This window comes from Bradyrhizobium sp. 2TAF36 (assembly GCF_052114925.1).
In the GTDB taxonomy this organism is placed as follows: Bacteria; Pseudomonadota; Alphaproteobacteria; order Rhizobiales; family Xanthobacteraceae; genus Bradyrhizobium; species Bradyrhizobium barranii.
The window spans coordinates 1-23170 of the sequence record NZ_JBFRFR010000013.1 but is presented as its reverse complement, the minus strand read 5'-3'; the positions used below and the strand labels follow the sequence as shown (position 1 = coordinate 23170).

Below are 23170 nucleotides of genomic sequence, written 5' to 3'. Positions count from 1 at the left end.
CAGACCGACAGGAAGCGGATTTCCGCGGGTATCGCAATCCGGCAAACAGGATCAAGGTGAATGGCTGACGTGAAATATGACGTTCTCGGCATCGGCAACGCGCTGTTCGACGTGCTGGTCAAGACGGACGAGGCCTTTTTGGGCAAGCACGGCATGACCAAGGGCAGCATGTCCCTGATCGACGAGGCGCGGGCCGCCGCCATCTACAAGGACATGGGCCCGGCGACCGAAGTCTCGGGAGGATCTGCCGCCAACACCATCGTCGGCATCGGCAGCCTCGGTGCACGCGCGGCCTATGTCGGCAAGGTCAAGGACGACCAGATCGGCAAGCTCTATGTCCACGACATCCGCGCCGCCGGCGTCGCCTTCAATACGCCCGCTGCGAAAGACGGCCCTGCGACCGGCTGTTCCTACATCCTGGTCACTGGCGACGGCGAGCGCACCATGAACACCTATCTCGGCGCCGCGCAGGATTTGTCGCCCGCCGACATCGATCCGGCCGAGATCGCGTCTGCCGGCATCGTCTATCTCGAAGGCTATCTCTGGGACCCCAAGAACGCCAAGGACGCCTTCGTCAAGGCGGCGCAGATCGCGCATGATGCCAAGCGCAAGGTGGCGCTGACGCTGTCGGATTCGTTCTGCGTCGATCGCTATCGCGACGAATTCCTCGGGCTGATGCGCAACGGCACCGTCGACATCGTGTTCGCCAACGAATCCGAGCTGCATTCGCTCTACACGACCTCGGACTTCGACACCGCGCTGAAGCAGCTGCGCAACGACGTCAGTCTCGGCGTGGTCACCCGCAGCGAGAAGGGCTGCGTGGTGGTGACGCCGACCGAGGCCGTCGCAGCGCCGGCCTCACCGATCGCGAAGCTGGTGGACACCACCGGCGCCGGTGATCTCTTCGCCGCCGGCTTCCTGTACGGTCTCGCGCGTAACCTTGCGCACAAGCAGTGCGGCGAGCTCGGCGCACTCGCGGCCGCCGAAGTGATCCAGCACATCGGCGCGCGCCCGCAGGTGTCGCTGAAGGAGCTGGCGCAGCAGCGCGGGTTGACGGTTTAAGGCGACGCCGCCTCATTCTCCGCTGTCGTCGCCCGGCTTGACCGGGCGACCCAGTACTCCGAGACCTTAGTGGTTCATCGAGAAGCCGCGGCGTACTGGATTCCCCGCCTTCGCGGGGAATGACAGTCGTGCTGTGGCGAGAGCACTCAGCTCACGCCGTCTTCGCCGCCTTCAATCCCAGCCGCTGCTCCACCGCATCGCGCATCACGAATTTCTGGACCTTGCCGGTCACAGTCATCGGAAACTCGTCGACGAACTCCACATAGCGCGGGATCTTGTTGTGCGCGATCTGGCCGTCGCAGAACGCGCGAACCTCTTCAGCCGTCAGCGTCTCGCCCGGCCTGACGCGGATCCAGGCGCAGAGCTCCTCGCCATAGCGGGTGTCTGCCACGCCAAAAATCTGCACGTCCTGAATCTTGGGGTGGCGATACAGGAATTCCTCGATCTCGCGCGGATAGAGGTTCTCGCCGCCGCGGATCACCAGATCCTTGATGCGGCCGACGATGTTGCAATAGCCCTCGTCGTCGATGGTGGCGAGATCGCCAGTGTGCATCCAGCCATTGGCATCCAGCACGTCCGCCGTCTTTTCCTTCTCCTCCCAATAGCCCAGCATGATGCTGTAGCCGCGGGTGCAGAGCTCGCCGCGTTCGCCGCGCTTGACGATCCTGCCCTCGAGATCGACGACCTTGACCTCGACATGCGGATGAATCCGCCCGACGGTCGAGACGCGCCGTTCGAGCGGGTCGTTCGTCGCGCTCTGGAAGCTGACCGGACTGGTCTCGGTCATGCCGTAGGCGATGGTGACCTCGCGCATGTTCATCTCGGTGTTGACGCGCTTCATCACCTCGATCGGGCAGGGCGCGCCCGCCATGATGCCGGTGCGCAGCGATGTCAGGTCGAACTTTGGGAATTCAGGGTGATCGAGCTCCGCGATGAACATCGTCGGCACGCCGTACAGCGCCGTGCACTTTTCCTGCTCGACCGCGCGCAGCGTCGCGAGCGGATCGAAACCCTCGCCGGGATATACCATCGTCGTGCCGAGCGTGACGGAGGCGAGGTTGCCCATCACCATGCCGAAGCAGTGATAGAGCGGCACCGGAATGCAGATGCGATCCTGCTCGGTCAGGTGCATCGCACGTCCCGTGAAATGGCCGTTGTTGAGGATATTGTGATGCGTCAGCGTCACGCCCTTGGGCGATCCCGTGGTGCCGCTGGTGAACTGGATGTTGACGGGATCGTCGAACTGCAAGGCAGCGCCGAGTGCAGTGAGCTGCTCGCGATGCTGCGCTCCGCCCATGCGAGCGATCTCTTCGAACGGGATCGTGCCTGATGCCGCGGGGCCACCGATCTGGATCACCATCCGCAAGTCCGGCAGTCGCGCGGCGTTTAGTTTTCCGGGCTTGGCGCCGGAGAGTTCCGGCAGCAGCGTGTTGAGCATCTCAATGTAATGACTGGTCTTGAACACGGTCGCCGTGACGATCGCCTTGCAGCCGACCTTGCGCAGCGCGAACTCCAACTCGCTCAAGCGGTAGGCGGGATTGATCGTCACCAGGATCAGGCCGGCCTTGGCGGCGGCGAACTGGGTCAGCGTCCATTCCGGCCGGTTCAGCGACCAGATGCCGATCCGCTGCCCCCGTTCGAGGCCGAGCGCGAGAAAGCCGGCGGCGAGCGCGTCGACCCGTTCGGCGAATTCGGTCCAGGTCCATCGCACGCCGTGGCTAGGCGAGACCAGCGCCTCGCGATGGCCCCAGCGCCGCACGGCGCGGTCAAGGCTGCGGCCGATGGTTTCGCCGAGCAGCGGCGTGTCCGAGATGCCGCAAACATAGCTGTCGGCTTTATCAGCCAGGTTGTCTGCCAAACTCGTCTCCTCAAAGCTCTTGCCTCGTGCCTGAAGCCGATGGCCTTGGCACGAGGTTATCCATTGCAGCGAAGGCGCGCGACGCCGCGCGCCTCATACTAAGGGGTTAGGCCGCCTTCTTCCCGCTGCCCGCATCGAGCCCGGCATACACGCCACGCTCGAATCCCGTGAAGGCCTCGATGCACTTGGCGTCGACGAACGGCAACACCTGCATCAGGATCACGCCGGAAACATCGCGCGCCGGGTCGATCCAGAAATAGGTGTTGGCGAGACCGGCCCAGGCGAGGCTGCCGGCGCTGCGGCCCTCCGGCGTCTTGGCAGTATTGATCAGGAAGGACAGCCCCCACTTCTTCACGATGTCGGGGAAGAGATCGACATCGTTAGTGTACATGGGCGCAACCGTCGTCATCTTGCCAATGGTGAGATCGCCGATGTGGTTCTGGCCCATCAGCGCGACCGTCTCGGGCTTCAGCACCTGGTTGCCGTTGCCGCGGCCCTTGTTGAGGATCATCTGGGTGAACTTGATGTAGTCGCCGGCAGTGCCGTAAAGGCCGCCGCCGCCCATGCAAAATTCCGGATTCTGCTCGATCTCGAACGGGATCGGCGCCAGCGATCCATCCTCGCCGCGAGCATGGGTGGCGACCAGCCGCTGGCGCATGTTGTCGGTGATCTTGAAGCCGGTGTCGCTCATACCGAGCGGAGTGAAGAGATTGTCGCGCAGATAGGCATCGAGCCGCTTGCCGCTCACGGCTTCCACTGCCTTGCCGACGAAGTCGATGTTGATGCCGTATTCCCAGCGCGTACCGGGATCAGACATGATCGGCGTCTTCAGCGCGACGTCCTGGCAGGAGAAGATGTTCGGGGTTCCGGTCTTCTCCAGATAGACCGCGAGATCGCCGTTCCACACATTGTAAGCAAAACCAGCGGTGTGGGTCATGAGCTGGCGCAGCGTGATCGCGCCCTTCGCCGGCCGCAGCTTCGGTTCGCCCTTGGCATCAAAACCTTCGAGCACCTGCGGCTTGGCGAGGTCGGGCAGCACCGAACCGATCGGCGCATCCAGCGACAGCTTGCCCTGTTCGACGAGCTGCATCGCGGCCGCTGAAGTCACCGCCTTCGTCATCGACGCGATCCAGAACACGCTGTCGTCAGTCATCGCATCGGGCTTGGACAGGTCGCGCTTGCCGAACGCGCCTTGATAGATCACGTCGTTGCCGCTGGCGGCGATCGCGACGACGCCGGGAATCTCCTTGGCGTCGCTCTTCTGGCGCAGGATCTCGTCGATCTGGGCTTTGCTTTGCATACGCGTTTCCTCCGGTTTGATTATTGTTGGAAGCGAATGATTGTCCTCCTGCACGGTCCGCGCGGCAAGCGCGTCCAGATGCCCGCGCCGGTCGCGATGTCGTGACTTGACGGTCCGCGGCGTGCGCAGGACAGCAGAGCGCTGAACTGCAACACTCCGTCACAATCTGCGGTGGATGGCCGCAACTCACCGTGACCGTGGATGGGCTCTGGCGATATGTTTCACGTGTTTGAAGCACTTGAAACATTTTGTGCGTTGCGGCGTTTCCGCACGCGGCCAATCGACGGCCAACGTTAAGACTTGATGCAAATATTGGCGGTCGTTCATGGCCGCGGGGGACCTCAGATGATTTCGACCTGGAGCGAATGGAAGCGCTATCCCCGTCCCGGACGGGGCGACAATCTCGAGGCGCCGATTTCGCCTGGCATTTACGAGGTCCGGATCGCCGGTACCGGCGCGCTCTATTCGTTCGGCGCCGTCGACAATCTGGCACAGGCGCTGGCGCTGCTGCCGGTGGGCTCGAAATCCTGGTTCGGCCGCCGCGACACCTCCGACGTTCCCGATCTCGAATACCGGACGTGCGCGACGTCCTCGAAGGCCGACGCCAAGGCGGCCGCCGAGCGCATGATCGGCCGGCGCGAGACCTATATGAGTGGCGCGGCATAACCGCGCCGTTGCCACTTTAACTCCCAGCAGATGTGCGTTGCGGGACGGTGCATTGCGCGCCGTCTGTCCCTATATTCGGGGCCGATCCGATCGCGCCCCGAGGAGTAACGCCATGACCCCGACTGCCGCCGCACGCGCCCCGCAAGCCACGTCCAATCTGCGCGACCGGTTGAAGGATCCGTCGTTGCTGAAGGAGGCCTGCTACATCGACGGCGCCTGGGTCGGCTCGCCGGTCTTCGCGGTGAACAATCCCGCGACCGGCATCGAGCTCGCGAAAGTTCCGCAGCTCGGTGCGGACGAGACGACCAAGGCGGTCGAAGCCGCCGAGCGCGCCTTTCCGGCCTGGGCCAAGCACACCGCCAAGCAGCGCTCCAACATCCTGCGCAAATGGTTCGAGCTGATCATCGCCAACCGCGAGGATCTCGCGCTGATCCTCACCTCCGAGCAGGGCAAGCCGCTCTCCGAGGCGCTCGGCGAGGTCGATATCGGTGCCGCCTATATCGAGTTCTTCGCCGAGGAAGCCCGTCGCGTCTATGGCGAGACCATCCCGACGCAGCGGCCCGATGCGCGCCTGCTCGCGATCAAGCAGCCGATCGGCGTCTGCGGCGCGATCACGCCGTGGAATTTCCCGAACTCGATGATTACCCGCAAGGTTTCGCCGGCGCTGGCGGCCGGCTGCACCGTGGTGTTGAAGCCCGCCAACGAGACGCCGCTCTCGGCGCTGGCGCTGGCCGTGCTCGCCGAGAAGGCCGGCGTGCCCAAGGGCGTGCTCAACATCATCACCGGTGACGCGCCGCCGATCGGCAAGGTGCTGTGCGAGCATCCGGCGGTGCGCTTCGTCGGCTTCACCGGCTCGACCGCGGTCGGCAAGATCCTCTACCAGCAGGCCGCCATCGGCGTGAAGCGGCTCGGCCTCGAGCTCGGCGGCAATGCGCCGTTCGTGGTGTTCGACGATGCCGATATCGATGCCGCGGTCGAAGGCGCGATCGTCTCGAAATACCGCAACATGGGTCAGACCTGCGTCTGCGCCAACCGCATCTACGCCCAGGACAAGATCTACGACGAGTTCGTGCAGAAGCTGTCGAAGAAGGTCGCGGCGATGAAGATCGGCGATGGCACCGAGAGCGGCGTCACGCAGGGCCCGTTGATCAATTTGAAAGCGGTTGACAAGGTCGAGCGTCACATCGCGGACGCTGTGAAGCGCGGCGCCAAGGTCGTCACCGGCGGCAAGCGCAGCGAGCTCGGCCGCTCCTTCTTCGAGCCGACCGTGCTTGCCGACGTCAAGCCGGACTCGCTGGTGGCGCAGGAAGAAACCTTCGGCCCGCTCGCCCCGGTGATCCGCTTCAAGGACGAGGCCGACGTGATCGCGATGTGCAACGCCTCGCCGTTTGGCTTGGCTTCGTACTTCTACTCCCGCGATCTCGGCCGCGTCTGGCGCGTCGCTGAGGCGCTGGAATCCGGCATGGTCGGCGTCAACACCGGCCTGATCACGACCGAAGTCGCCCCCTTCGGCGGCGTCAAGGAAAGCGGCCTCGGGCGCGAAGGATCGCGTCACGGCATGGAAGAATATGTCGAGATCAAATACGTGATGATGGCGGGGGTGTAGGCCCGTCGCCGATCAGTCCTTGCTTCGACGCAGTTCGCTGGGACTGCGTCCGAGCTCGCGTCGCATCCATTTGGCCAGATGAGATTGATGGGCAAAGCCCGCTTCGAGGGCAACATCGCTTAGCTTGCGATCGCCTTGAAGGAGGAGCTGGCGCGCGTGCTCCACTCTCCTTCTCAGGATGTAGCGATGAATCGTGACATCCATGGCCGCCTTGAACCAGGTCCGCAGATGCGAGCTGCTGACGCCGGCCTCGCGGCTGAGAATGTCGATTGTGAGCGGCTGGTCGAAATTTGCATCGATATAGGCGAGGACTCTCTGGAGCTGCGCGTTCGAGAGGCGGATGGCCTCTCCCGGCGGATCATTCGCCAGGTTGATCAATTCGACCGCCAGGGCCATTCCCACGTTTTCGGCAAACAACGGGCCGCTCGGCGAGCCCGCTTTCACGTCGCTTTCGAGAGCCTGTCCAAGCAGAACGATGCGGTCATTCCGCAGCATATGATGATGTGTGAGCCGGGCGGCTGCCAATTGTCGGCTCCTTGATGCTGCGTGGTCCAGCATGCCTGGTGCGAGCCGGATCTGAAGCGACTGGTAGGGCGTCTCAGCCACGAAGCCGCCGATGGCGCCGGACGGAACCACATCGATATCGCCGGCCTGACGTAGAAACTGTTCCCCGGTCTCGAGACAGAATGAGCGCGTCGCCCGGCTGAGGTGGATGATGATGCGGTGATCGCCGATCGGCTCCAGCGCGACGGCGTCAGGCTCGGTTCGCCTGGCCGCAGCGGTGGCGCCGGCCGATGTTGACGCCGAACTCGATCTCGCACGCATGGGTCAGGCTCCAGATCTTGGCGGAACGTGTTCGATATTTGGCGGATCGTGCGCGATTTTCAACGGCGCCGGCGTCAAAGAACTCATCTGTCGTTTCCCGACAAATGAGGATGCCAAGTGAGTCACTACGTGATTGTGGGAGCCGGCCCGGTCGGGCGCGAAACCGCGCGCCTTCTGGCGGAAGAAGGGCACAGTGTCATCCTGACCAGCAGGAATGCCGGATCGCTCAATGCCGGCGATGTGCGTACGGTTTCGTCGGATGCCACCGATGCCGCACAGCTGGCGGTACTCAGCAAGGGCGCGGATGCGATCTTCATGTGCGCGATGGCGGCCTATCATCGTTGGCCGACCGACTTCTTTCCGATCATGGACGGAACGGTCAAGGCGGCCGAGCAGGTTGGTGCCAGGCTGCTCGTGGCTGGGAATGTCTATGGCTACGGCGCGGGGGCTGCGAGCCCTCTTACGCCAAACATGGAGCCGGACCCGACCACCCGAAAGGGCACGACCCGGCACATCATGTGGCAGCGTGCGTTGCGATCGAGCGTTCCCGCCCTTGAAGTGCGGGCGAGCGATTATCTCGGCGACGGCGCAGTCGCCTATTTTTCCCTGCTGGCGTTGCCGTCGCTGCTTAGGAACGAGCCGGTTGCCTTCCTCGGCGATCCGGATGCCGCGCATGCCTGGTCTTTCACCAAGGACACGGCGAAGACGCTGGTTGCAGCGTCGCGCTTCACTGGAGAATGGGGCCGCGCCTTTCACGTGCCGTCGCAGTCGGCGTCGGTGCGCGAGCTGGTACGGAGATTCGCAGCCGCGCTGAAGATCGACGCTCCTGGCCTGTCGCGACTCGCCCCGGCTGAGCTGGAAGGCATCGGCTTCAGCGAAGGGATCGAGATGGCCTATTTGTTCGAAAAGCCGCTTTTGCTCGATGCCGGCGATACAGAGAAACTGCTGGGCGTCACCGCGAGCAGTCTGGACACCATGGTTCGCGACACACTTTCGCAAGTAGCAGACATGGGTGCGACAGGGAAGGAAGCAAAATGAGTGAACAGGTGACCAATCTCGTCCAGAACTACATCGCGGTCTGGAACGAGAGAGATGCCGGGAAGCGCCGGTTGCTGATCGACAGAGTCTTCAGCGACGCGTGCGTCTATATCGATCCGAATGACTCGGTGGCTGGAAAGGATGCGATCGAGCGCCTGGTGCAAGCCTTGCAGGCGAGACTTCCGGATCTCCGCTTCACGCTCGCCGGTCACGTGAACGCGCATCACGATTAGGTCCTGTTCGGCTGGACGCTGGCTGCGCCCGGAGCCGCAACACCTGCCGCCACAGGCGTCGACATGGCGGTGTTGGACGGTGACCGCATTCGGCAGCTTCATGGATTTGTAAATCCGCGGGACCAATAGCGTGTAGCCCGGATTGCGCTCCGCTCCATCCGGGCGACGGACCAGTCACCGCCGCAACACCGCAATCGTCCTGTTCGCGAACGTCAGCCGCTCGGCCATGACCGACACGAAATAGGTCAGCAGCTTGTGGCTGAGCGCGGGGTCCTCGTCCCTGATCGCGTCGAACTGGAGCGTGTTGAGCACGTAGAGCACGCTGGCGACCTCGGCCTGGATCGTCGCGCTGCGCGGCGTGTTCGACACCAGTCCCATCTCGCCGATCGTGGTATAGCGCCCCAGGCTGCGCACGCGCGTGGTGCGGTCGTCGTCGGCGGGGACCATGATGCCGACGCGGCCGTCGAGGATGAAATGCATGGAATCGGCGGGGTCGCCGGCCTGCACGATGATGTCGCCGGCCTCGACCTCGAGGCGCTGGCAGCGGTGGATCAGCGCGTCGGCGTCGGCCTCGCTGTCGAGTATCCCCGTGAACCAGTCGCGCAGGCTGGCTTCTTCCTGCTCCCGCCCCTGATGCTGCGAGATGATCTCGTTCTCGCACCATTCCAGCGCATGATCGAGCTCGGGAATGATGGTGACGCCCTCGCCGACGAAGTCGCTGGAGCGCAGCACCTTCTCGGCCGCCGCCGACAGGTGCACCAGGATCAGCTCGACGCCGAGATCATGCGCGCTGCGCTTGATCTGGGCGAAGCTGTAGGCGGCCGAGGAGTCGACGCCGGTGACGAGCTTGAAGTCGAACAGCAGATAGCGGCACTCCGGGCGCTCCTGGAGCAGCTGCTTGACGTGCTGGTAGAGCCGGTTGGCGGAGCCGAAGAACAGATAGCTCTGCAAGTTCAGGCCCTGGATGTTGCCGCCATGGGCCAGCAGCACGTCCTGGTCGTCGCGCGAGCGGTCGAGCGAGGAGCGATATTCCGAGCCGTCGAAACTGTATTTGATTGACTCCACCCGTGCGGCGCTGAACGCAAACGTCGCGCAGCCGATGATCACGCCGATCAGGATGCCCGGGACGAAGCCCCAGGCGACGATGATCGCGATGATGGCGATCAGGGAGAGATATTCGAGCTTCGAGAGCCGCTTGCGCGACTCGATGATCCATTTGTGGAGCTGGTCGGCACCGAGATAGAGCAGAAGGCCACCGATGACGAATTTCGGGATGAAGCCGAGCAGATCGGGCGCGACGGCAAGCATCAGCAGGGACAGCGCCGCGACCGTGAGGCCGGACAAGCGCCCGCGGCCGCCGCTGGAGAAATTGAGGATCGAACGGCTGATCGAGCTGCAGCCGGCGTAGCCACCCAGCATGCCGGTCAGGATATTGGCGGCGCCGGTGACGTTCAGCTCGCGCTCCAGATTGGCCTCGCGATGCACGGCAACCTCGATGCCGGTGGTGTTGAACAGGGTGCTCGAGGCCGTGACGAAGATGACGGCAACCACGTTGCCGAGCAGGTCCGGCACGGCAAACCAGGGATAGCGGGCGAGATCGTCGGTGTGCCAGGGCAGCACGAAGACCGCCTGCGGCGGCGGCTGAAACGTCCAGCCCAGGACGCGCGCGTGATCGAATGAAACGCCGGTGATCCAGAACGCCAGATGCGCCGTGAGCACGCCGCCCACCAGGATGATCGGCAGTCCGAACGGGCTGCGCGAGCGATGCCAGGTCAGATACAGCACCAGCGCCATCGCGCAGGCGGCGCCCAGCTCCAGCAATGTGGTGCCGTTGGTGAAGTGCTGCAGCGTCGTGAACTGGAGCGGGTGGTTGGTGATCACCCGCACCGCGCCCAGGGCGATGAGAAGTCCGGTGGCGCCGAGGAAGCCGCCGACGACGGGATAGGGCACGTAGCGGATGGCGCGGCCCAGCCGCGTCAGGCCCAATCCGCACAGCACCAATCCCGTCAGCACCGTCGACAGGCCGAGCGTGATCAGAACCGGCGAGAGCAGCGGTGCCGACAGGTTCGCCGTCTCGAGGCGTTCGACCACCGAGGCCGCCAGAATTCCCGTCACCGCCGCGGTCGAGCTGTCGGGAGCACCAATTGCGAAGGGCAGGGAGCTGCCGAGCCCGATGACGACCGCAAGCACCGTGGAACTGACGAACGTCGCCGTGATTCCGTAGGACAGGTAAGGCGAGAGCGGCCCGGCGAAGATCAGCAGCGAATAGGACAGCCCGAAGGTGACGGTCAGGACGCTGGCCGCCGTTCCGCCCAATATATCATTTAACGCACGCTTGAGGGCCGGATTGAATCGCGAAGCCGGATTGAAAATAATTGCTGGATCGGTCACGCCGTTGCGCTCGCCCCTGAAAAGTCCCGTCCCGAGACGTAGACGAGTACGGGCTTAGCGCAACTGGATTCTTGTAACTGTGAAATATCCGACAGTTTTGCGGTGAGGATCTCCATTCACGACATGTGAATGGTCAACCATATGATGGACAGAAAAAACGAAGCCTCCACACTCACCGCTGTCATTCCCCGCGAAAGCGGGGAATCCAGTACGCCGCGGCTTCTCGGTGAATCACAGGCGTCTCGGAGTACTGGATCGCCCGGTCAAGCCGGGCGATGACGGAGCGAGACGAAACAGCCGGGCTTAAATCTTCAGCTCTTTCCCCGTCACGCGCCTGTAGGCTTCGAGATAGCGCTTGCTGGTTGCATCCACGACGCTGGCGGGCAGCGGGGGCGGCGGCGCGTCGCCGTTCCAGCGGCCGGCGTGGCGCTCGACGTCGAGATAATCGCGCAAAGGCTGCTTGTCGAAGCTCGCCTGCGGCTGGCCGGGCTTGTAGGCATCGACCGCCCAGAACCGCGAAGAATCCGGCGTCATGACTTCGTCGATCAGGATGATACGGCCGTCCTTGTCGCGGCCAAACTCGAACTTGGTGTCGGCGATGATGATGCCCTGCTCGCGGGCGAGCTCCTCGCCGAGCGTATAGACCGCGCGCGTCATGCTCTCGAGCGTGTAGGCGACCTCGTCGCCGACGACCTCGCGCATCTTCGCGATGGTGATGTTCTCGTCATGGCCGGTCTCGGCCTTGGTCGCCGGGCTGAAGATCGAAGGCTCCAGCTTCTCGCTCTCGACGAGGCCCGCCTTCAGCTTCTCGCCGGCCAGCGTGCCGCTGGCGGCATATTCCTTCCAGGCGGAGCCCGAGAGATAGCCGCGGATCACGCATTCGATCGGGAAGACGGTGGTGCGGCGCGACAGCATGGCGCGGCCGAGGATCTCGGCGCGATGCGGCTTCAAGGCCGGCACGGCGGCAATGATCTCGTCGGCGTCGGCGCTGATCATGTGATGCGGCACCACGCCTTCGAGCTCGTTGAACCAGAATGCGCTGATCTGGGTCAGCACCGCACCCTTCATCGGGATGGTCTCGCCCATCACGACGTCGAAGGCGCTGATGCGGTCGGTGGTGACGAGCAGCAGCCGGTCGTCGTCGACGGCGTAGATATCGCGCACCTTGCCGCGTCCGATCTTGGGCAGGGGCAGGTCACTGGAGAGCATGGCGGTCATCGGCAGGGCCTTCGCAGACAAGTCCATCGGACAGGAGATTCAGGCCGCACTGGATGGTACGGCCTAAATCGGGATAGCCTATTCCGGCAGCGGAATGAACTCATGTTCCTGCGGAACTGCGGCGAAGCGGCCGGTTTTCCAGTCCTGCTTGGCCTGCTCGATCCGCTCCTTGCTGGAGGAGACGAAATTCCACCAGATGTGGCGCGGGCCTTCCAATGCATCGCCACCGAGAAACATCATGCGCGTTGCCTTCAGCGCCTTCACGGTGATGCGGTCGCCGGGCCGGAAGATCAGCAGCCGCGGCCCCTCATAACGCTCGTTCGCGATCTCGACCTCGCCGTCGACGACGTAGATGGCGCGCTCCTCGTGGTCGGGGTCGAGCGGCACGCTGGCGCCCGCGACCGCCGTGACCTCGGTGTAGAACCAGGGCGAGACCATCGTCACCGGCGAGGTGATGCCGAAGGCGGAGCCCGCGATCACCCGCGCGGTGAAATCGCGCTCGGAAATCATCGGCAGATCGCCCGCGCCGTAATGCTGGAACGACGGCGCGATCTCTTCGGATCCGGCCGGCAGCGCGATCCAGCTTTGCAGGCCGAGCATCTGCTGGCCCGAGGCGCGCTGCGCGTCCGGCGTACGCTCGGAATGGGCGATGCCGCGGCCGGCGGTCATCAGATTCATCGCGCCGGGCGCGATCTCCTGGACGTTGCCCTCGCTGTCGCGATGCATGATCGAGCCGTCGAACAGATAGGTGACGGTGGCAAGCCCGATATGCGGATGCGGCCGCACGTCCATGCCCTTGCCGGAGACGAACTGCACCGGGCCGAAATGATCGAAGAAGATGAAGGGCCCGACCATCTGCCGCCTGCCATGCGGCAGCGCGCGCCGCACCACGAATCCGTCGCCGAGGTCGCGGGTGCGTGGCACGATGACGAGATCGAGTGCGTCGCAGGACATGGGATCGCCGAGCACGGGATCGTTCGAGGGTTGCCAGCTCATGGTGGTCTCCTGTTTCTTGCTGGTATGATCGTAACAGAACAATGTCGGGAACGGGAGAAGACCGATGATCCCACCGCTCAAGCCAGGCGCCAGGCTGCTCGAGGTCACAGGCCCCCGAATCGAGACGGAACATTTGATCCTGCGGCCATGGCGCGCGGGCGATATTGCGCCGAACGCCGCGATGCTGTCCGATCCCGGCACCGCCCGATTCATCGCCGCCGACGGCAAGCCGGTCACGACCGAGATTGCCGGCTGGCGTAACGCGGCCGTGATCTCCGGGCACTGGGCGCTCCACGGCTTCGGCATGTTTGCGGTCGAGGAGAAATCGAGCGGCAGCTACATCGGGCGGGTTGGTCCGTGGTGCCCGCCGGGCTGGCCCGGCTTCGAGGTCGGGTGGGGCATCGCCAAGGAATTCCGCGGCAAAGGTTATGCGGTGGAAGCGACCAGCGCGTCGATCGACTGGGTGTTCGACAGCTTTGAGATCGACGAGATCATGCACTGTATCGAGAGCACGAATACGCCGTCGCAGGGCGTGGCGCGCAGCCTGGGCGCCCGGAAGGAGCGCGAGATCGATCTGTTCGGCAAACCGGCTGACGCCTGGATCACGTCGCGCGCCGCGTGGACCCGGCGAAATTGAATCGGTCTTTGATCTGAACTAGGTTCGCGTCACGCGCGTGCGTGCGCGATCGGGTCGACCGGATGCTGCTTGCCAATCTCGAACTTGCCTTTCGCGCCAGCGCCGTGGCGCTGCTGTTGGTGTTGGCGGCATCGTTGTTCTCGGACTTCCGCAACGTGCTGGCGGCTCGGCTCGGCGCGGCCTTCGCGCTCGGCTCGGCCGCGCATGCGGTGAGCTATTCGGTCGGCGTGACGTCGCTGGTGCCGGCCTGGCATGCGCCGCTGATCGCACTGTCGACCGGCAATATCGTGGTGTTCTGGCTGTTCACGCGCGCGCTGTTCGACGACGAATTTCGCCTGCGCTCGTGGCATGGATTGATCTGGGCGCTGGTGACCGCGTTCAGCTTCGCCGGGTGCGTCTGGATCGCGCCGGGCGGCCATGTGCGGTTCTCCGTCACCGTGGTGAACCTGATCGTGCTCGGCTTCATCGCGCTCGCGGTGCGGCAGACGATCGCCTCGTGGCCGGCCGATCTGGTCGAGCGCCGGCGGCGTGCCCGCGTCTTCATCGTCTGCGCCGCCGCGCTCTATGGCGGACTCAACGCACTGCTCCAGATTGCCGTCGCCGGCAGCGACGTCGGCGATGTCGCCAACACCATCAATGCCGGCGTACTGGCCTGCGTCGTCGCGGCCATCGCCACCGCGATGATGCGCGTCGATGGTGCCGACCTGTTTCCGGCGAATACGGGCGTCACGCCAGCGGTCATTCTGAGCCATCCCACAGCCACCGATGAAGCCGCCGACCAGAAGCTGATCGATGCCCTGATGCGGCTGATGGCGGACGAGCGGATCTATCGGCAGGAGAACATCACCATCGGCGTGCTGGCGGGCCGGCTGAAAATTCCCGAATACAGGCTGCGCCGGCTGATCAACCAGCGGCTCGGCTACCGCAATTTCAATGTGTTCCTGAACAACCACCGGATCGAGGAAGCCAAGGCCGCGCTCGCCGATCCCGCGCAGGCCGAGGTCCCCGTCATCACCATCGCGATGGATGCCGGCTTCCAGTCGCTCGGTCCCTTCAACCGCGCCTTCAAGGCGGTGACGGGCGTGACGCCGACGGAATACCGGCGGCTCAAGGTGAGTGCGGCGTAAGTTCTAACCCTTTCCAATCACGCCGAAATTCCAGAATCGACCAGCCCGGTTCAGTTTCAGCCAGTCCATTTTCCAAAWCCGGCGAGCACTCCTCCGCCCGCTCCGGCTTCCTCCCGGCACACGCCCCAGCCGGAGAAAGCCCGTGACCCGCCGCCGCAAGATCATCCTCCTGACCACCGCCGTCGCCTGTCTCGGCCTCGCGTTCGGCGCGGCTCGCGCGCGCAACGCGCCGCAGGTCGCCACCGGCTTCCTCGCCGACATCCTCTGCGCCGAGACATTCGTCTCCGGCCTCGATCCGCAGCGCACCTTCACCGAGACCACCGACGCAATGCCCGGCACGGGTCTGATCACCTGGGCGATGGACTACCGGATCGACCGGGTGCGCAAGGACGTCACCGTGACGCTGTTCGGCCTCGGCCGCAGCCATGCCGTCTATCGCGAGGGGCTGGGCTGCACGCTCGAGCACGGCGCTGATATCGCCGATGTCGCGCCGCCGGCGGATGACAAACAGCCCCCATTGCTCCCCGAGATCGCGGGACCTTCAATCGTGCCGCCGCAAAGCGAGGGGCTATCAGCCGCACTCGATCGCGCCTTCACCGAACCCGCGCAGCCGCCCACCCGCCGCACCCGCGCCATCGTCGTCATGAAGTCGGGCCGCGTCATCGCCGAGCGCTATGCGGATGGTGTTGGGCCGGAGACGCCGCTGCTCGGCTTCTCCATGACGAAGTCGGTGATCTCGGCGCTAACAGGCATTCTCGTGCGCCAGGGTAAGCTCAAGCTCGACGGGCCCGCACCGGTCGCCGCGTGGACAAATCCGGATGATCCGCGCCGCGCCATCATCGTCGACCAGCTGCTGCGACACACCGCGGGCCTCGCGCTCGGCAGCTCGCTGCAGGCTTCGCTTGGCTCCGCCTTCGAACCGGTCAATCGCATGAAATTCGTGGAGGACGACATGGCCGCGTATGCCGCGAGCAGGCCGCTTGCGACCGCGCCGGGCACGGTGTGGAATTATCACGATGGCAACACCATCATGCTCGCGCACCTGATCCGCAACGCCGCCGGCGGCAACCCCGCCGACGCGCTGCGCTTCGCGCGCCGTGAGTTGTTCGCGCCGCTCGGCATGCGCCAGGTCACGCTCCAGCTCGACGGTGCCGGCACGATCGAGGGATCGAGCGAGATGCTGGCCTCCGCGCGCGACTGGGCGCGCTTCGGTCAGCTCTATCTCAATGACGGCGTCGCCGGCGGCAAGCGTATCCTCCCCGAGGGCTGGGTGAATTACACGGCGTCAGCCACGCCGAATGCCTGGGTCGGCATCGGCGCCGGCTTCTGGACCAACCAGGGCGACAGCTTTGGCGCGAATTTCCGCGTGGAGCACGGCTGGCCGCGCGATGCCTTCTTCGCCAAGGGCACGATCGGGCAGTACACGATCATCATTCCCTCGGAACAGCTTGTGATCGTGCGGCTGGGCCGCTCGCCGAACTGGCCACCGGAAGCCGATGGCGTGTTCGATCTGGTGCGGGATGTGGTGGCAGCCACGCGCGAGAAGGGGAAAATGGCGGGGGTGGATTGATGACAGCAGCGGAGCGCGGTCTCTTCTTCCTTCTCCCCTTGTGGGAGAAGGTGGCGCGAAGCGCCGGATGAGGGGTCTCTATCCGCGAATTAGACCGCTATAGAGTCGCGCGCGGAGAGAACCCCTCACCCGGCTGCGCTTCGCGCATCCACCCTCTCCCACAAGGGGCGAGGGTGCACCGTCTGCGCGGAGGGAATCTCCTACCTCCCGAGCTCCGTGGCCTTCGCCACGCGGTCGAACCGCTCCAGTGTCATGATCGCGTCGGCAAATTTCTCCGCGCGCGCGTTCAACACTGGGCGCGCCAGCGTCAGAAACTTCTGCTGCATCGCCTGCGCATCGGGGAACGAGGTCGGCTCGCCCGAGGGGTCGGCATAGAGCCGCTCATGCACGCCATCGTCCGTCGTGATGCTGACGCGCGCGCCGAACGGATGAGTGCGGCCGACCTCGAGCCGGTCGTCCTGCACCACGTCGAACTTGTCGGCGAGCGCGTCGATGGCGGCGTCGCCCAGGCGGTTGTAATCGTCCCAGCCGAAGGAGCCCTGGTCGAGCGCGAGCGCGCCGGTGAAGAACATCGAGAACTGGCCGCCGACGATCGAGGTCGGATGCCGCTTGGTCGCGGCATCGCCGGTCAAGGTGATGCCGTTCCGATGCAAACCGATCTCGACGCGCTTGACCTGATCGGGCGTCAGATTGTGCTCGCGCCGCATCGCGATCAGCGCATCGATCGCCGCGTGGGTGTAGCGGCAGCTCGGATACGGTTTGACGCCGATCTTCATGGTCTCATAGGTCTTGCCGAGCTCGGCCACCGCCTTGTCGGGATGCGCATCGTCGGTGTAGCCGGCGAGCAGGCCGTGCTTGCCCTCGACCGATTCCGTCGCGCCGACGAAATCGTTGCGCGCCAGCGTCGCGGCGATCACGCCATTCATCGCGGCGGCGCCGACCTGGTAGCGCTTGTTCCACGCGCCGTTGACTAGGAATTGCAGCGAGCCCGCGGCCTGGCTGCCGGAGACGCCGAACGCGGCGATGATCTGCTGCTCAGACAGGCCGAACAGTTTGCCGGCGGCGGCCGCCGCGCCATAGGTGCCGGCGGTCGCGGTCGGATGGAAGCCGCGCGCGTAATGCGAGGTCGGGTCGAGCGCGTTGCCGAGCCGGCAGCAGACCTCATAGCCCGCGACGATCGCGGTCAGCACGTCTCGGCCCGAGGCGCCGACCATCTCGCCGACGGCGAAGGCGGCCGGAACCACCGGCGCGCTCGGATGCAGCGAGGAATCGGCGTGGGTGTCGTCGAAGTCGAGGGAATGGCCGAGCGCGCCGTTGAGGAGGGCGGCGACCGCCGGCGTCCAGGTCTTGCTGTCGCCGAACACGGTGGACTCGCCCTTGGTGTCGAGCGCGAGCGCTTCCAGCATCTTCAGGATCGAGGGGGTGGATTCCGCCTCGCTGCGGGCCCGGATAGCACTGCCGAGGAAGTCCAGCGTCAGCACCTTGACGCGATCCAGCACCTCCGCCGGAATATCCTGGTATGTCAGATTAACGACATAGGCGGCGAGCGTTGCGGTTTCGTGAGCCATCGTGTTTCCTCGTTTTGGCGCGCAAGTTAGGCGGGCTGATTTGGCCTTTCAAGCGGCCTTGGGGCCGCGGGCATCAGCCATGCTTTTGGCAGGCTCCAAGAGGATCGGATCGGGACATTCGACGATGGCACTCGCAAGACAAATGTTCGACCGGATCCGATCACGGCGGACGCAGCTGGGGCTGGCGATCCGGGTCACGGTGGCCGCGGTGGCGGCCTATGCGATCGCCACCGCGCTGCATCTGTTGCTGCCGCTCTGGGCGGTCCTGACTTCGCTGATCGTGACCCAGATGAGCGTCGGCCGCTCGCTGAAGGCGACGCGCGACTACGTGCTCGGCACGATCGGCGGCGCCATCTATGGCGGCGCCATCGCGATCCTGATCCCTTATTCCACCGAGGTGGGCCTGTTGGGGCTGCTGGTGCTGGCGGTCGCGCCGCTCGCCTTCGTGGCTGCGATCAACCCAAGCCTCAACGCCGCCACGGTGACGGCGATCATCGTGCTGCTGGTTCCGACCATGCATCATTCCGATCCCCTGGCGTCGGCGATCGACCGCGTCAGCGAGGTCGGGGTCGGCGCCATCACTGGCCTGCTGGTCTCATTCCTGGTGCTGCCGTCCCGCGCCGTGCGGCAGATCCGCGCCAGCGCGGCCACGCTGCTCGAACTGATCGCGGATGCCTTCACCGAACTGCTCGCGGGGCTCACGCGCGGCCGCGACAACGACGCGCTGCACCGGATCCAGGACGGCATCGGCACGGCAATGGTGGGCATGAACGCGATCGGCGCCGAAGCCGAGCGTGAGCGCTCCGTGCGACTGTCGAGCGGGCCCGACACCGGCCCGCTGCTGCGCACGGTGCTGCGGCTGCGCCATGACGTCGTGATGATCGGCCGTGCCACGGTGGTGCCGCTGCCGGCCGAGGTGCAGATGCGGCTTGCAGCCCCGCTGACGGAAGTCTCGACCGTGATCGCGCGATTCCTTCGCTCCGCCGCAGCTGCCTTGCGCGAGGGCGCCGGTGCGCCGGCGATCCATCCGGTCCACGTCGCGCTCCAGCATTATGCCGAGGCCGTCGCCGCCGTCCGTCATGACGGCCTGATCCGCGGCCAGCCCGGCGACACCGCCGAGCGCTTCTTCGCGATCGGCTTCTCGCTGGAGCAGATGCACCAAAACCTCTGCGATCTCGATCGCGTCGTCGGCGAATGGTCGGAAGCCTCGACCGACAAGTCCGCGCGCGTGGCGGAGTGAGCCAGAGCGTTTTCGAGCGAAGTGGTTGCCGGTTCGCGTCAAGAAAACGCGTCAGAATAAGAGGCTACAGATCGAAGAACGCCAGCTGCGTCGCGTCGCGCCGCTCGATGCCGTCGGTCAGCGCCTTCAACGCGACATCGAGGCCCGCTTGCTGCTGCTCCAGCTCCCACGCGCCGTCATGGTCCCACTGAAAGCACTGGCCATAGCGCTCGCCGGGCTCGACATGGAGCAGCAGGCAGCGGCTGAGCTGCGACGGCTCGGCAACCGGCACCAGGTGTCTCAGCGAGACGCCGTATTCCTGGCGGAAATAGGCGCAGGCCTCTTCGAGCTCGTCCTCGGAGTGGGCAATGAAGTCCAGGACATTGCGAAGCTGCGTGGCGAGTTCATCAGGCGCATAGAAGCGAAGCTCGGACGATGATTCAGGCAGCCGCACCAGCAATTCGGTCTCGCCGCGCGTCAGCAGGAAATTGCGATAGTCATCGGGGAGGCGGACGCCGAGCGTCTGCTCCGCTTTGCTCACGTCCGCCTCGCTCGCCGGCGTACCGGGTTTCCAGCGCCAGCCTTTGCTTGATGTTCCCGCCTTGCGCTGGGCCTCGTAGTCCTCATAGCCGGGAAACGCCATGATGTCCTCATAGCCGCCGAAGCGCGACCATTGAAAGGCGTCGTCGAAGGCCTCTTCCCGCCGCTCAGGAAAATAGCCGCAGAGCAGCTCGGCGCGCTTGAGGATGCGCGTGTGGTTCGGGGCGGTCTTGCAAAGATGCTCGATCGTCTTCAGTGATGCCTCGGGATTGTCGGCCTGAAGATAGACGTCGCTCAACAATTCCAGGATGCGCCCCTCGAGGTCGTTATCATAGATGGACCACGCATAATGCGGCTGCCCGGCAGCGCGCCGCGCAACGAGCGTATCGCGCGCCTGTTCGGCAAAGCGCACCGCCTGTGCGAGATCTTCACCGGCGACCTTGCCGCGGCGAGCGGCGTGCCAGAGATATAGCGGCTCATGTTCGGCCGGCGTGCCCTTGAGCGCGTCGAGCTGCGCGGCCTGCTCGGCCATCGGCGCGCTGAGCGCCAGGATCATCAGCTCATCGAGCCCCTTCTGCCAGTCCGGCTTGGCTCGCGGATTGGGCCCGAGGTCGCGCAGCGTGTAGTTGGTATGATCCGTCTCGACATAGCCGGCCGCGACCAGCTTGGCGACATGGCGGCGGAAAGCCGCTGCGGCGCCGGCGATATCAGGAAATTCCTCGCGCAGGAATTCGTTCGCGTCGGGCTCGCCCTTCCAGTTCATATGAACGCCGATCACCATGGGATCGCTGCCCGGGACCAGCATCAATTCGCGATCGTCATCGCCGGGCGCGCGGTGGAAGAACTTTGCCAGATACATGCGACCCTCCGAACGCGCCGCCGGGATCGGGGCGCCACGTCTCAGTCGCAGTTTCAGGGAAACCGGTTCATGCCGGCCGGCAAGAGCGTTTTCGAGCGAAGCGGATAGCGGTTCGCGTGAAGAAAACGCGTCTAAAATAACGATCAACGCCTTTTCAGGCCCTTGGCCACCATGCGCCAGACCAGCAGGTCGATGCGGTCCTGGCCGAAGAACGGCTCGTTCTCGAACACGAAGGTCGGCACGCCCCAATGACCGGAGGCGGCGTGGTCCTTTTCGTTCTCCGTGATCACCCGCTCGTAGCGATCGGGGTCGGCACTGATCGCTTCATCCATCGCGGCGAGATCGAAGCCGGCCGCTTCAGTGGCGCGCGCGAGATGATCGCCCTCGTTCCAGCCCGCCACCGAGCCGTCCCACAGCACGCGCGCGATCGCGTCAGTGAATGCGAGCGAGCGGCCTTCGAGCTGCGCCATCGCGCCCAGCCGGGTCAGGCGGTGGATGTAGGGCTGCTCGGCCGCAACATCGAACGTCGTCTTGTCCTGCACGATCGGATCGGGCCTCGGAAAGCGGAACGGGATGCCCTCGTGCTGCGCCACGCGCGTGCTGTCGAGCACCACATAGCGAATGAAGTTCGGGCTGGCCTTCTTGAAGAAGCCGGGCACGCGGACGGCGAGCGGATAGACCGGCCGCAAATTCACCGCGAGATCGTACTCTTCGACGAGCTTGAGCGTCTTCGGCAGCGCCAGATAGCTGAAAGGACTGCGGTAGGAGTAGAAGAGGTCCACGGACAGGGTCATCGCACCGGCTCCATGATCCCGATCATCCCGCCAGTCTGCGCGTCAGCATGCGGAAGCGCAAGATCAGGAGGCCGGCATAGACGAACGTGCCGATCGAGAACCCGATCCAGACGCCGACCGCGCCGAGCCCGGCATTGAAGGCCAGCACCCAGGCGATGGGAAAGGCGACGCACCAATAGCCGATCGCCGCGAACAGCAACGTCATCCTTGTATCGTTGATGCCGCGCAGCGCGCCGGCCATGATGGTCTGGAGGCCGTCGGCGATGAAGAAGGTCGCGCCGACCAGCAGCAGGGTCGCCGTCAGCTCGACAGTGGCCGCGCTGGCCTCGCTGCTCCCGAAGAACAGCCGTCCGAGCTCGTAGCGGCCGAGGATGATGGCAACGGTCAGGGCCGAGACCAACGCTACGCCAAGCACCGCCGCGACAAGGCCCGCGCGCCTCACCGCGGCCGGGTCGTCGCGGCCGAAAGCATGGCCGACACGGACCGTCGCCGCCATGCCGATGCCAAGTGGGACCATGAACAGCACGGCCGTGACCTGGAGCGCGATTTGGTGCGCGGCAAGCGCCGTGGTCGAGATCAATCCCATCAGCAGCGCGGCGGACGAGAACAGGCCATATTCCAGCAGCAGGGAAAACGAGATCGGCGCGCCGACCGCGATGAGCTGGCGCATCAGGGGCCAGTCGATCCGCCACAGATGAGCGAGCGGGCGGTAGTCCGCGAACGGCTTTCGCCATGCGGCGATGGCGAGCACGGCAAGGAAGGTGCCGAGATTGACGAGCGTGGTCGCAAGCCCCGCGCCGAACAGGCCTAGCTCCGGCAGGCCGAACAGGCCGTGGATCAGGCAATAGACCAGCGCCGCGTTGGCGGGGATCGCTGCAACGGTGATCCACAGCGGCGGCTGCGGCCGGTTCACCGCGCTCATCATGCTGCGCAACGCGATGAAGCCCAGCGCCGGCGCGATGCCCCAGGCCAGCCCGTTCAGATAGCGCTGCGCGAGCGCGGCCGATTGCGGCGCCTGTCCGAGCGCCAGCAGGATGCGCTCGCCATAGAGCGGCGAGGCCATCATCGGCAGCGAGATCAGGAGTGCGATCCACAGGCCGGCGCGCAGGGAGCGGCGGATGCGCTTGACGTCGCCGGCGCCGAACGCCTGCGCGGCCAGCGGCGACACCGCGGCCATCAATCCGAGCCCGAAGGTGAAGCTGACGAAATAGACGGTGTGCGCCAGCGCGGCGGCCGCGACCGCATCCTCGCCGAGCCGCCCGATCAGCGCGAGATCGGTCGTGATCATCGCGATCTGCCCGAGCTGCGTCAGCATCATCGGCACGGCCAGCCGCAGCGTCTCGACGAACTCTTCGGCGAGATGGTTTTGCGGCACGCCGGCTTGCGGCTGCGGACGAGGTTGCACGGTGTCGAGCATGGCGGTTGCAATAGCACAGCCGCACGTCGAAAACATGGCCCCGAGTGCGAGATGCTTCTTCACCCTCTCCCCTTGTGGGAGAGGGTGGCTCGCCGCGCAGCGGCGAGACGGGTGAGCGACTGTGTTCGCTGTCAAGCGGGTTGCCATGGTGTTTTCGTCCTGATCATGACATTGAGGATGGTCAGCAGCTTGCGGGCGACGGCGATCAGGGCAACGAGCTTCGGCTTTCCATTGGCCACGAGGCGC

The 23170-nt window shown here is 65.0% G+C and carries 19 protein-coding genes and 1 pseudogene; 9 read left to right on the top strand and 11 right to left on the bottom strand.

Features of this window, described 5'->3' with window-relative positions:
- Positions 1-60: 60 nt before the first annotated feature.
- Entirely contained in the window at positions 61-1062 is a 1002-nt protein-coding gene (locus tag AB4Z51_RS09780; RefSeq protein ID WP_441497344.1) for an adenosine kinase, read from the top strand.
- Between the two features lie 151 nt (positions 1063-1213).
- On the opposite strand, the gene AB4Z51_RS09775 is transcribed toward AB4Z51_RS09780, so the two are convergent.
- The gene (locus AB4Z51_RS09775; RefSeq protein WP_441497371.1) at positions 1214-2908 is read right to left on the bottom strand and encodes an AMP-binding protein; all 1695 of its coding nucleotides are present in this window, start codon (positions 2906-2908) and stop codon (positions 1214-1216) included.
- A gap of 118 nt (positions 2909-3026) precedes the next feature.
- Positions 3027-4220: a serine hydrolase domain-containing protein gene (locus AB4Z51_RS09770; protein WP_441497343.1), complete on the bottom strand. Its 1194-nt coding sequence runs from the start codon at positions 4218-4220 to the stop codon at positions 3027-3029.
- 345 nt (positions 4221-4565) lie between these two features.
- Here AB4Z51_RS09770 and AB4Z51_RS09765 point away from each other — a divergent pair, with 345 nt between their 5' ends.
- A complete protein-coding gene (locus tag AB4Z51_RS09765; protein WP_028150598.1) occupies positions 4566-4886 on the top strand; it encodes a hypothetical protein in 321 nt (106 codons plus the stop codon).
- 112 nt (positions 4887-4998) lie between these two features.
- Positions 4999-6492 carry an NAD-dependent succinate-semialdehyde dehydrogenase gene (locus tag AB4Z51_RS09760; RefSeq protein ID WP_441497342.1) on the top strand — a complete coding sequence of 498 codons (1494 nt, stop codon included), beginning with the start codon at positions 4999-5001 and terminating at the stop codon, positions 6490-6492.
- A gap of 12 nt (positions 6493-6504) precedes the next feature.
- Here the strand turns inward: AB4Z51_RS09760 and AB4Z51_RS09755 are convergent, their stop codons facing one another.
- On the bottom strand, positions 6505-7317 hold the full coding sequence (locus tag AB4Z51_RS09755; protein ID WP_441497341.1) for a helix-turn-helix transcriptional regulator: 813 nt from the start codon (positions 7315-7317) through the stop codon (positions 6505-6507).
- A 117-nt stretch (positions 7318-7434) separates the two neighbouring features.
- Between AB4Z51_RS09755 and AB4Z51_RS09750 the strand changes: the two genes are divergently transcribed.
- Entirely contained in the window at positions 7435-8355 is a 921-nt protein-coding gene (locus AB4Z51_RS09750; RefSeq protein ID WP_441497340.1) for an NAD(P)H-binding protein, read from the top strand.
- Between the two features lie 8 nt (positions 8356-8363).
- The gene (locus AB4Z51_RS09745) at positions 8364-8588 is read left to right on the top strand and encodes a nuclear transport factor 2 family protein (RefSeq protein ID WP_441497339.1); all 225 of its coding nucleotides are present in this window, start codon (positions 8364-8366) and stop codon (positions 8586-8588) included.
- Positions 8589-8762: 174 nt separating this feature from the next.
- Here the strand turns inward: AB4Z51_RS09745 and AB4Z51_RS09740 are convergent, their stop codons facing one another.
- The 3 genes from AB4Z51_RS09740 to AB4Z51_RS09730 form a co-directional block, all read right to left on the bottom strand.
- Positions 8763-10979 carry an SLC26A/SulP transporter family protein gene (locus tag AB4Z51_RS09740; RefSeq protein ID WP_441497338.1) on the bottom strand — a complete coding sequence of 739 codons (2217 nt, stop codon included), beginning with the start codon at positions 10977-10979 and terminating at the stop codon, positions 8763-8765.
- 303 nt (positions 10980-11282) lie between these two features.
- Positions 11283-12197 (bottom strand): phosphoribosylaminoimidazolesuccinocarboxamide synthase, encoded by a 915-nt coding sequence (locus tag AB4Z51_RS09735; protein WP_085405113.1) that lies wholly within the window; start codon positions 12195-12197, stop codon positions 11283-11285.
- 78 nt (positions 12198-12275) lie between these two features.
- A complete protein-coding gene (locus AB4Z51_RS09730) occupies positions 12276-13193 on the bottom strand; it encodes a pirin family protein (protein ID WP_441497337.1) in 918 nt (305 codons plus the stop codon).
- 64 nt (positions 13194-13257) lie between these two features.
- Between AB4Z51_RS09730 and AB4Z51_RS09725 the strand changes: the two genes are divergently transcribed.
- The 3 genes from AB4Z51_RS09725 (at position 13258) to AB4Z51_RS09715 (ending at position 16527) form a co-directional block, all read left to right on the top strand.
- Positions 13258-13830: a GNAT family N-acetyltransferase gene (locus AB4Z51_RS09725; protein WP_441497336.1), complete on the top strand. Its 573-nt coding sequence runs from the start codon at positions 13258-13260 to the stop codon at positions 13828-13830.
- 62 nt (positions 13831-13892) lie between these two features.
- Positions 13893-14957 carry a helix-turn-helix domain-containing protein gene (locus tag AB4Z51_RS09720; protein WP_441497370.1) on the top strand — a complete coding sequence of 355 codons (1065 nt, stop codon included), beginning with the start codon at positions 13893-13895 and terminating at the stop codon, positions 14955-14957.
- A gap of 142 nt (positions 14958-15099) precedes the next feature.
- Positions 15100-16527 carry a serine hydrolase domain-containing protein gene (locus tag AB4Z51_RS09715; RefSeq protein ID WP_441497335.1) on the top strand — a complete coding sequence of 476 codons (1428 nt, stop codon included), beginning with the start codon at positions 15100-15102 and terminating at the stop codon, positions 16525-16527.
- Between the two features lie 200 nt (positions 16528-16727).
- Here the strand turns inward: AB4Z51_RS09715 and AB4Z51_RS09710 are convergent, their stop codons facing one another.
- Positions 16728-18095 carry an MmgE/PrpD family protein gene (locus tag AB4Z51_RS09710; protein WP_441497334.1) on the bottom strand — a complete coding sequence of 456 codons (1368 nt, stop codon included), beginning with the start codon at positions 18093-18095 and terminating at the stop codon, positions 16728-16730.
- Between the two features lie 124 nt (positions 18096-18219).
- On the opposite strand from AB4Z51_RS09710, the gene AB4Z51_RS09705 reads away from it, so the two are divergent.
- Positions 18220-19335, top strand: coding sequence for an FUSC family protein (locus tag AB4Z51_RS09705; RefSeq protein ID WP_071908952.1), 1116 nt, complete (start codon positions 18220-18222; stop codon positions 19333-19335).
- 64 nt (positions 19336-19399) lie between these two features.
- Here the strand turns inward: AB4Z51_RS09705 and AB4Z51_RS09700 are convergent, their stop codons facing one another.
- From AB4Z51_RS09700 to AB4Z51_RS09685, 4 genes and pseudogenes are all read right to left on the bottom strand, one after another.
- Positions 19400-20713, bottom strand: coding sequence for an SMI1/KNR4 family protein (locus tag AB4Z51_RS09700; protein WP_441497333.1), 1314 nt, complete (start codon positions 20711-20713; stop codon positions 19400-19402).
- Between the two features lie 143 nt (positions 20714-20856).
- Entirely contained in the window at positions 20857-21507 is a 651-nt protein-coding gene (locus AB4Z51_RS09695; protein ID WP_441497332.1) for a 2-hydroxychromene-2-carboxylate isomerase, read from the bottom strand.
- Positions 21508-21529: 22 nt separating this feature from the next.
- On the bottom strand, positions 21530-22924 hold the full coding sequence (locus tag AB4Z51_RS09690) for an MATE family efflux transporter (RefSeq protein WP_441497369.1): 1395 nt from the start codon (positions 22922-22924) through the stop codon (positions 21530-21532).
- A gap of 131 nt (positions 22925-23055) precedes the next feature.
- Positions 23056-23170 (bottom strand): annotated as a pseudogene (locus tag AB4Z51_RS09685) (IS110-like element ISMex17 family transposase); the annotation flags it as partial.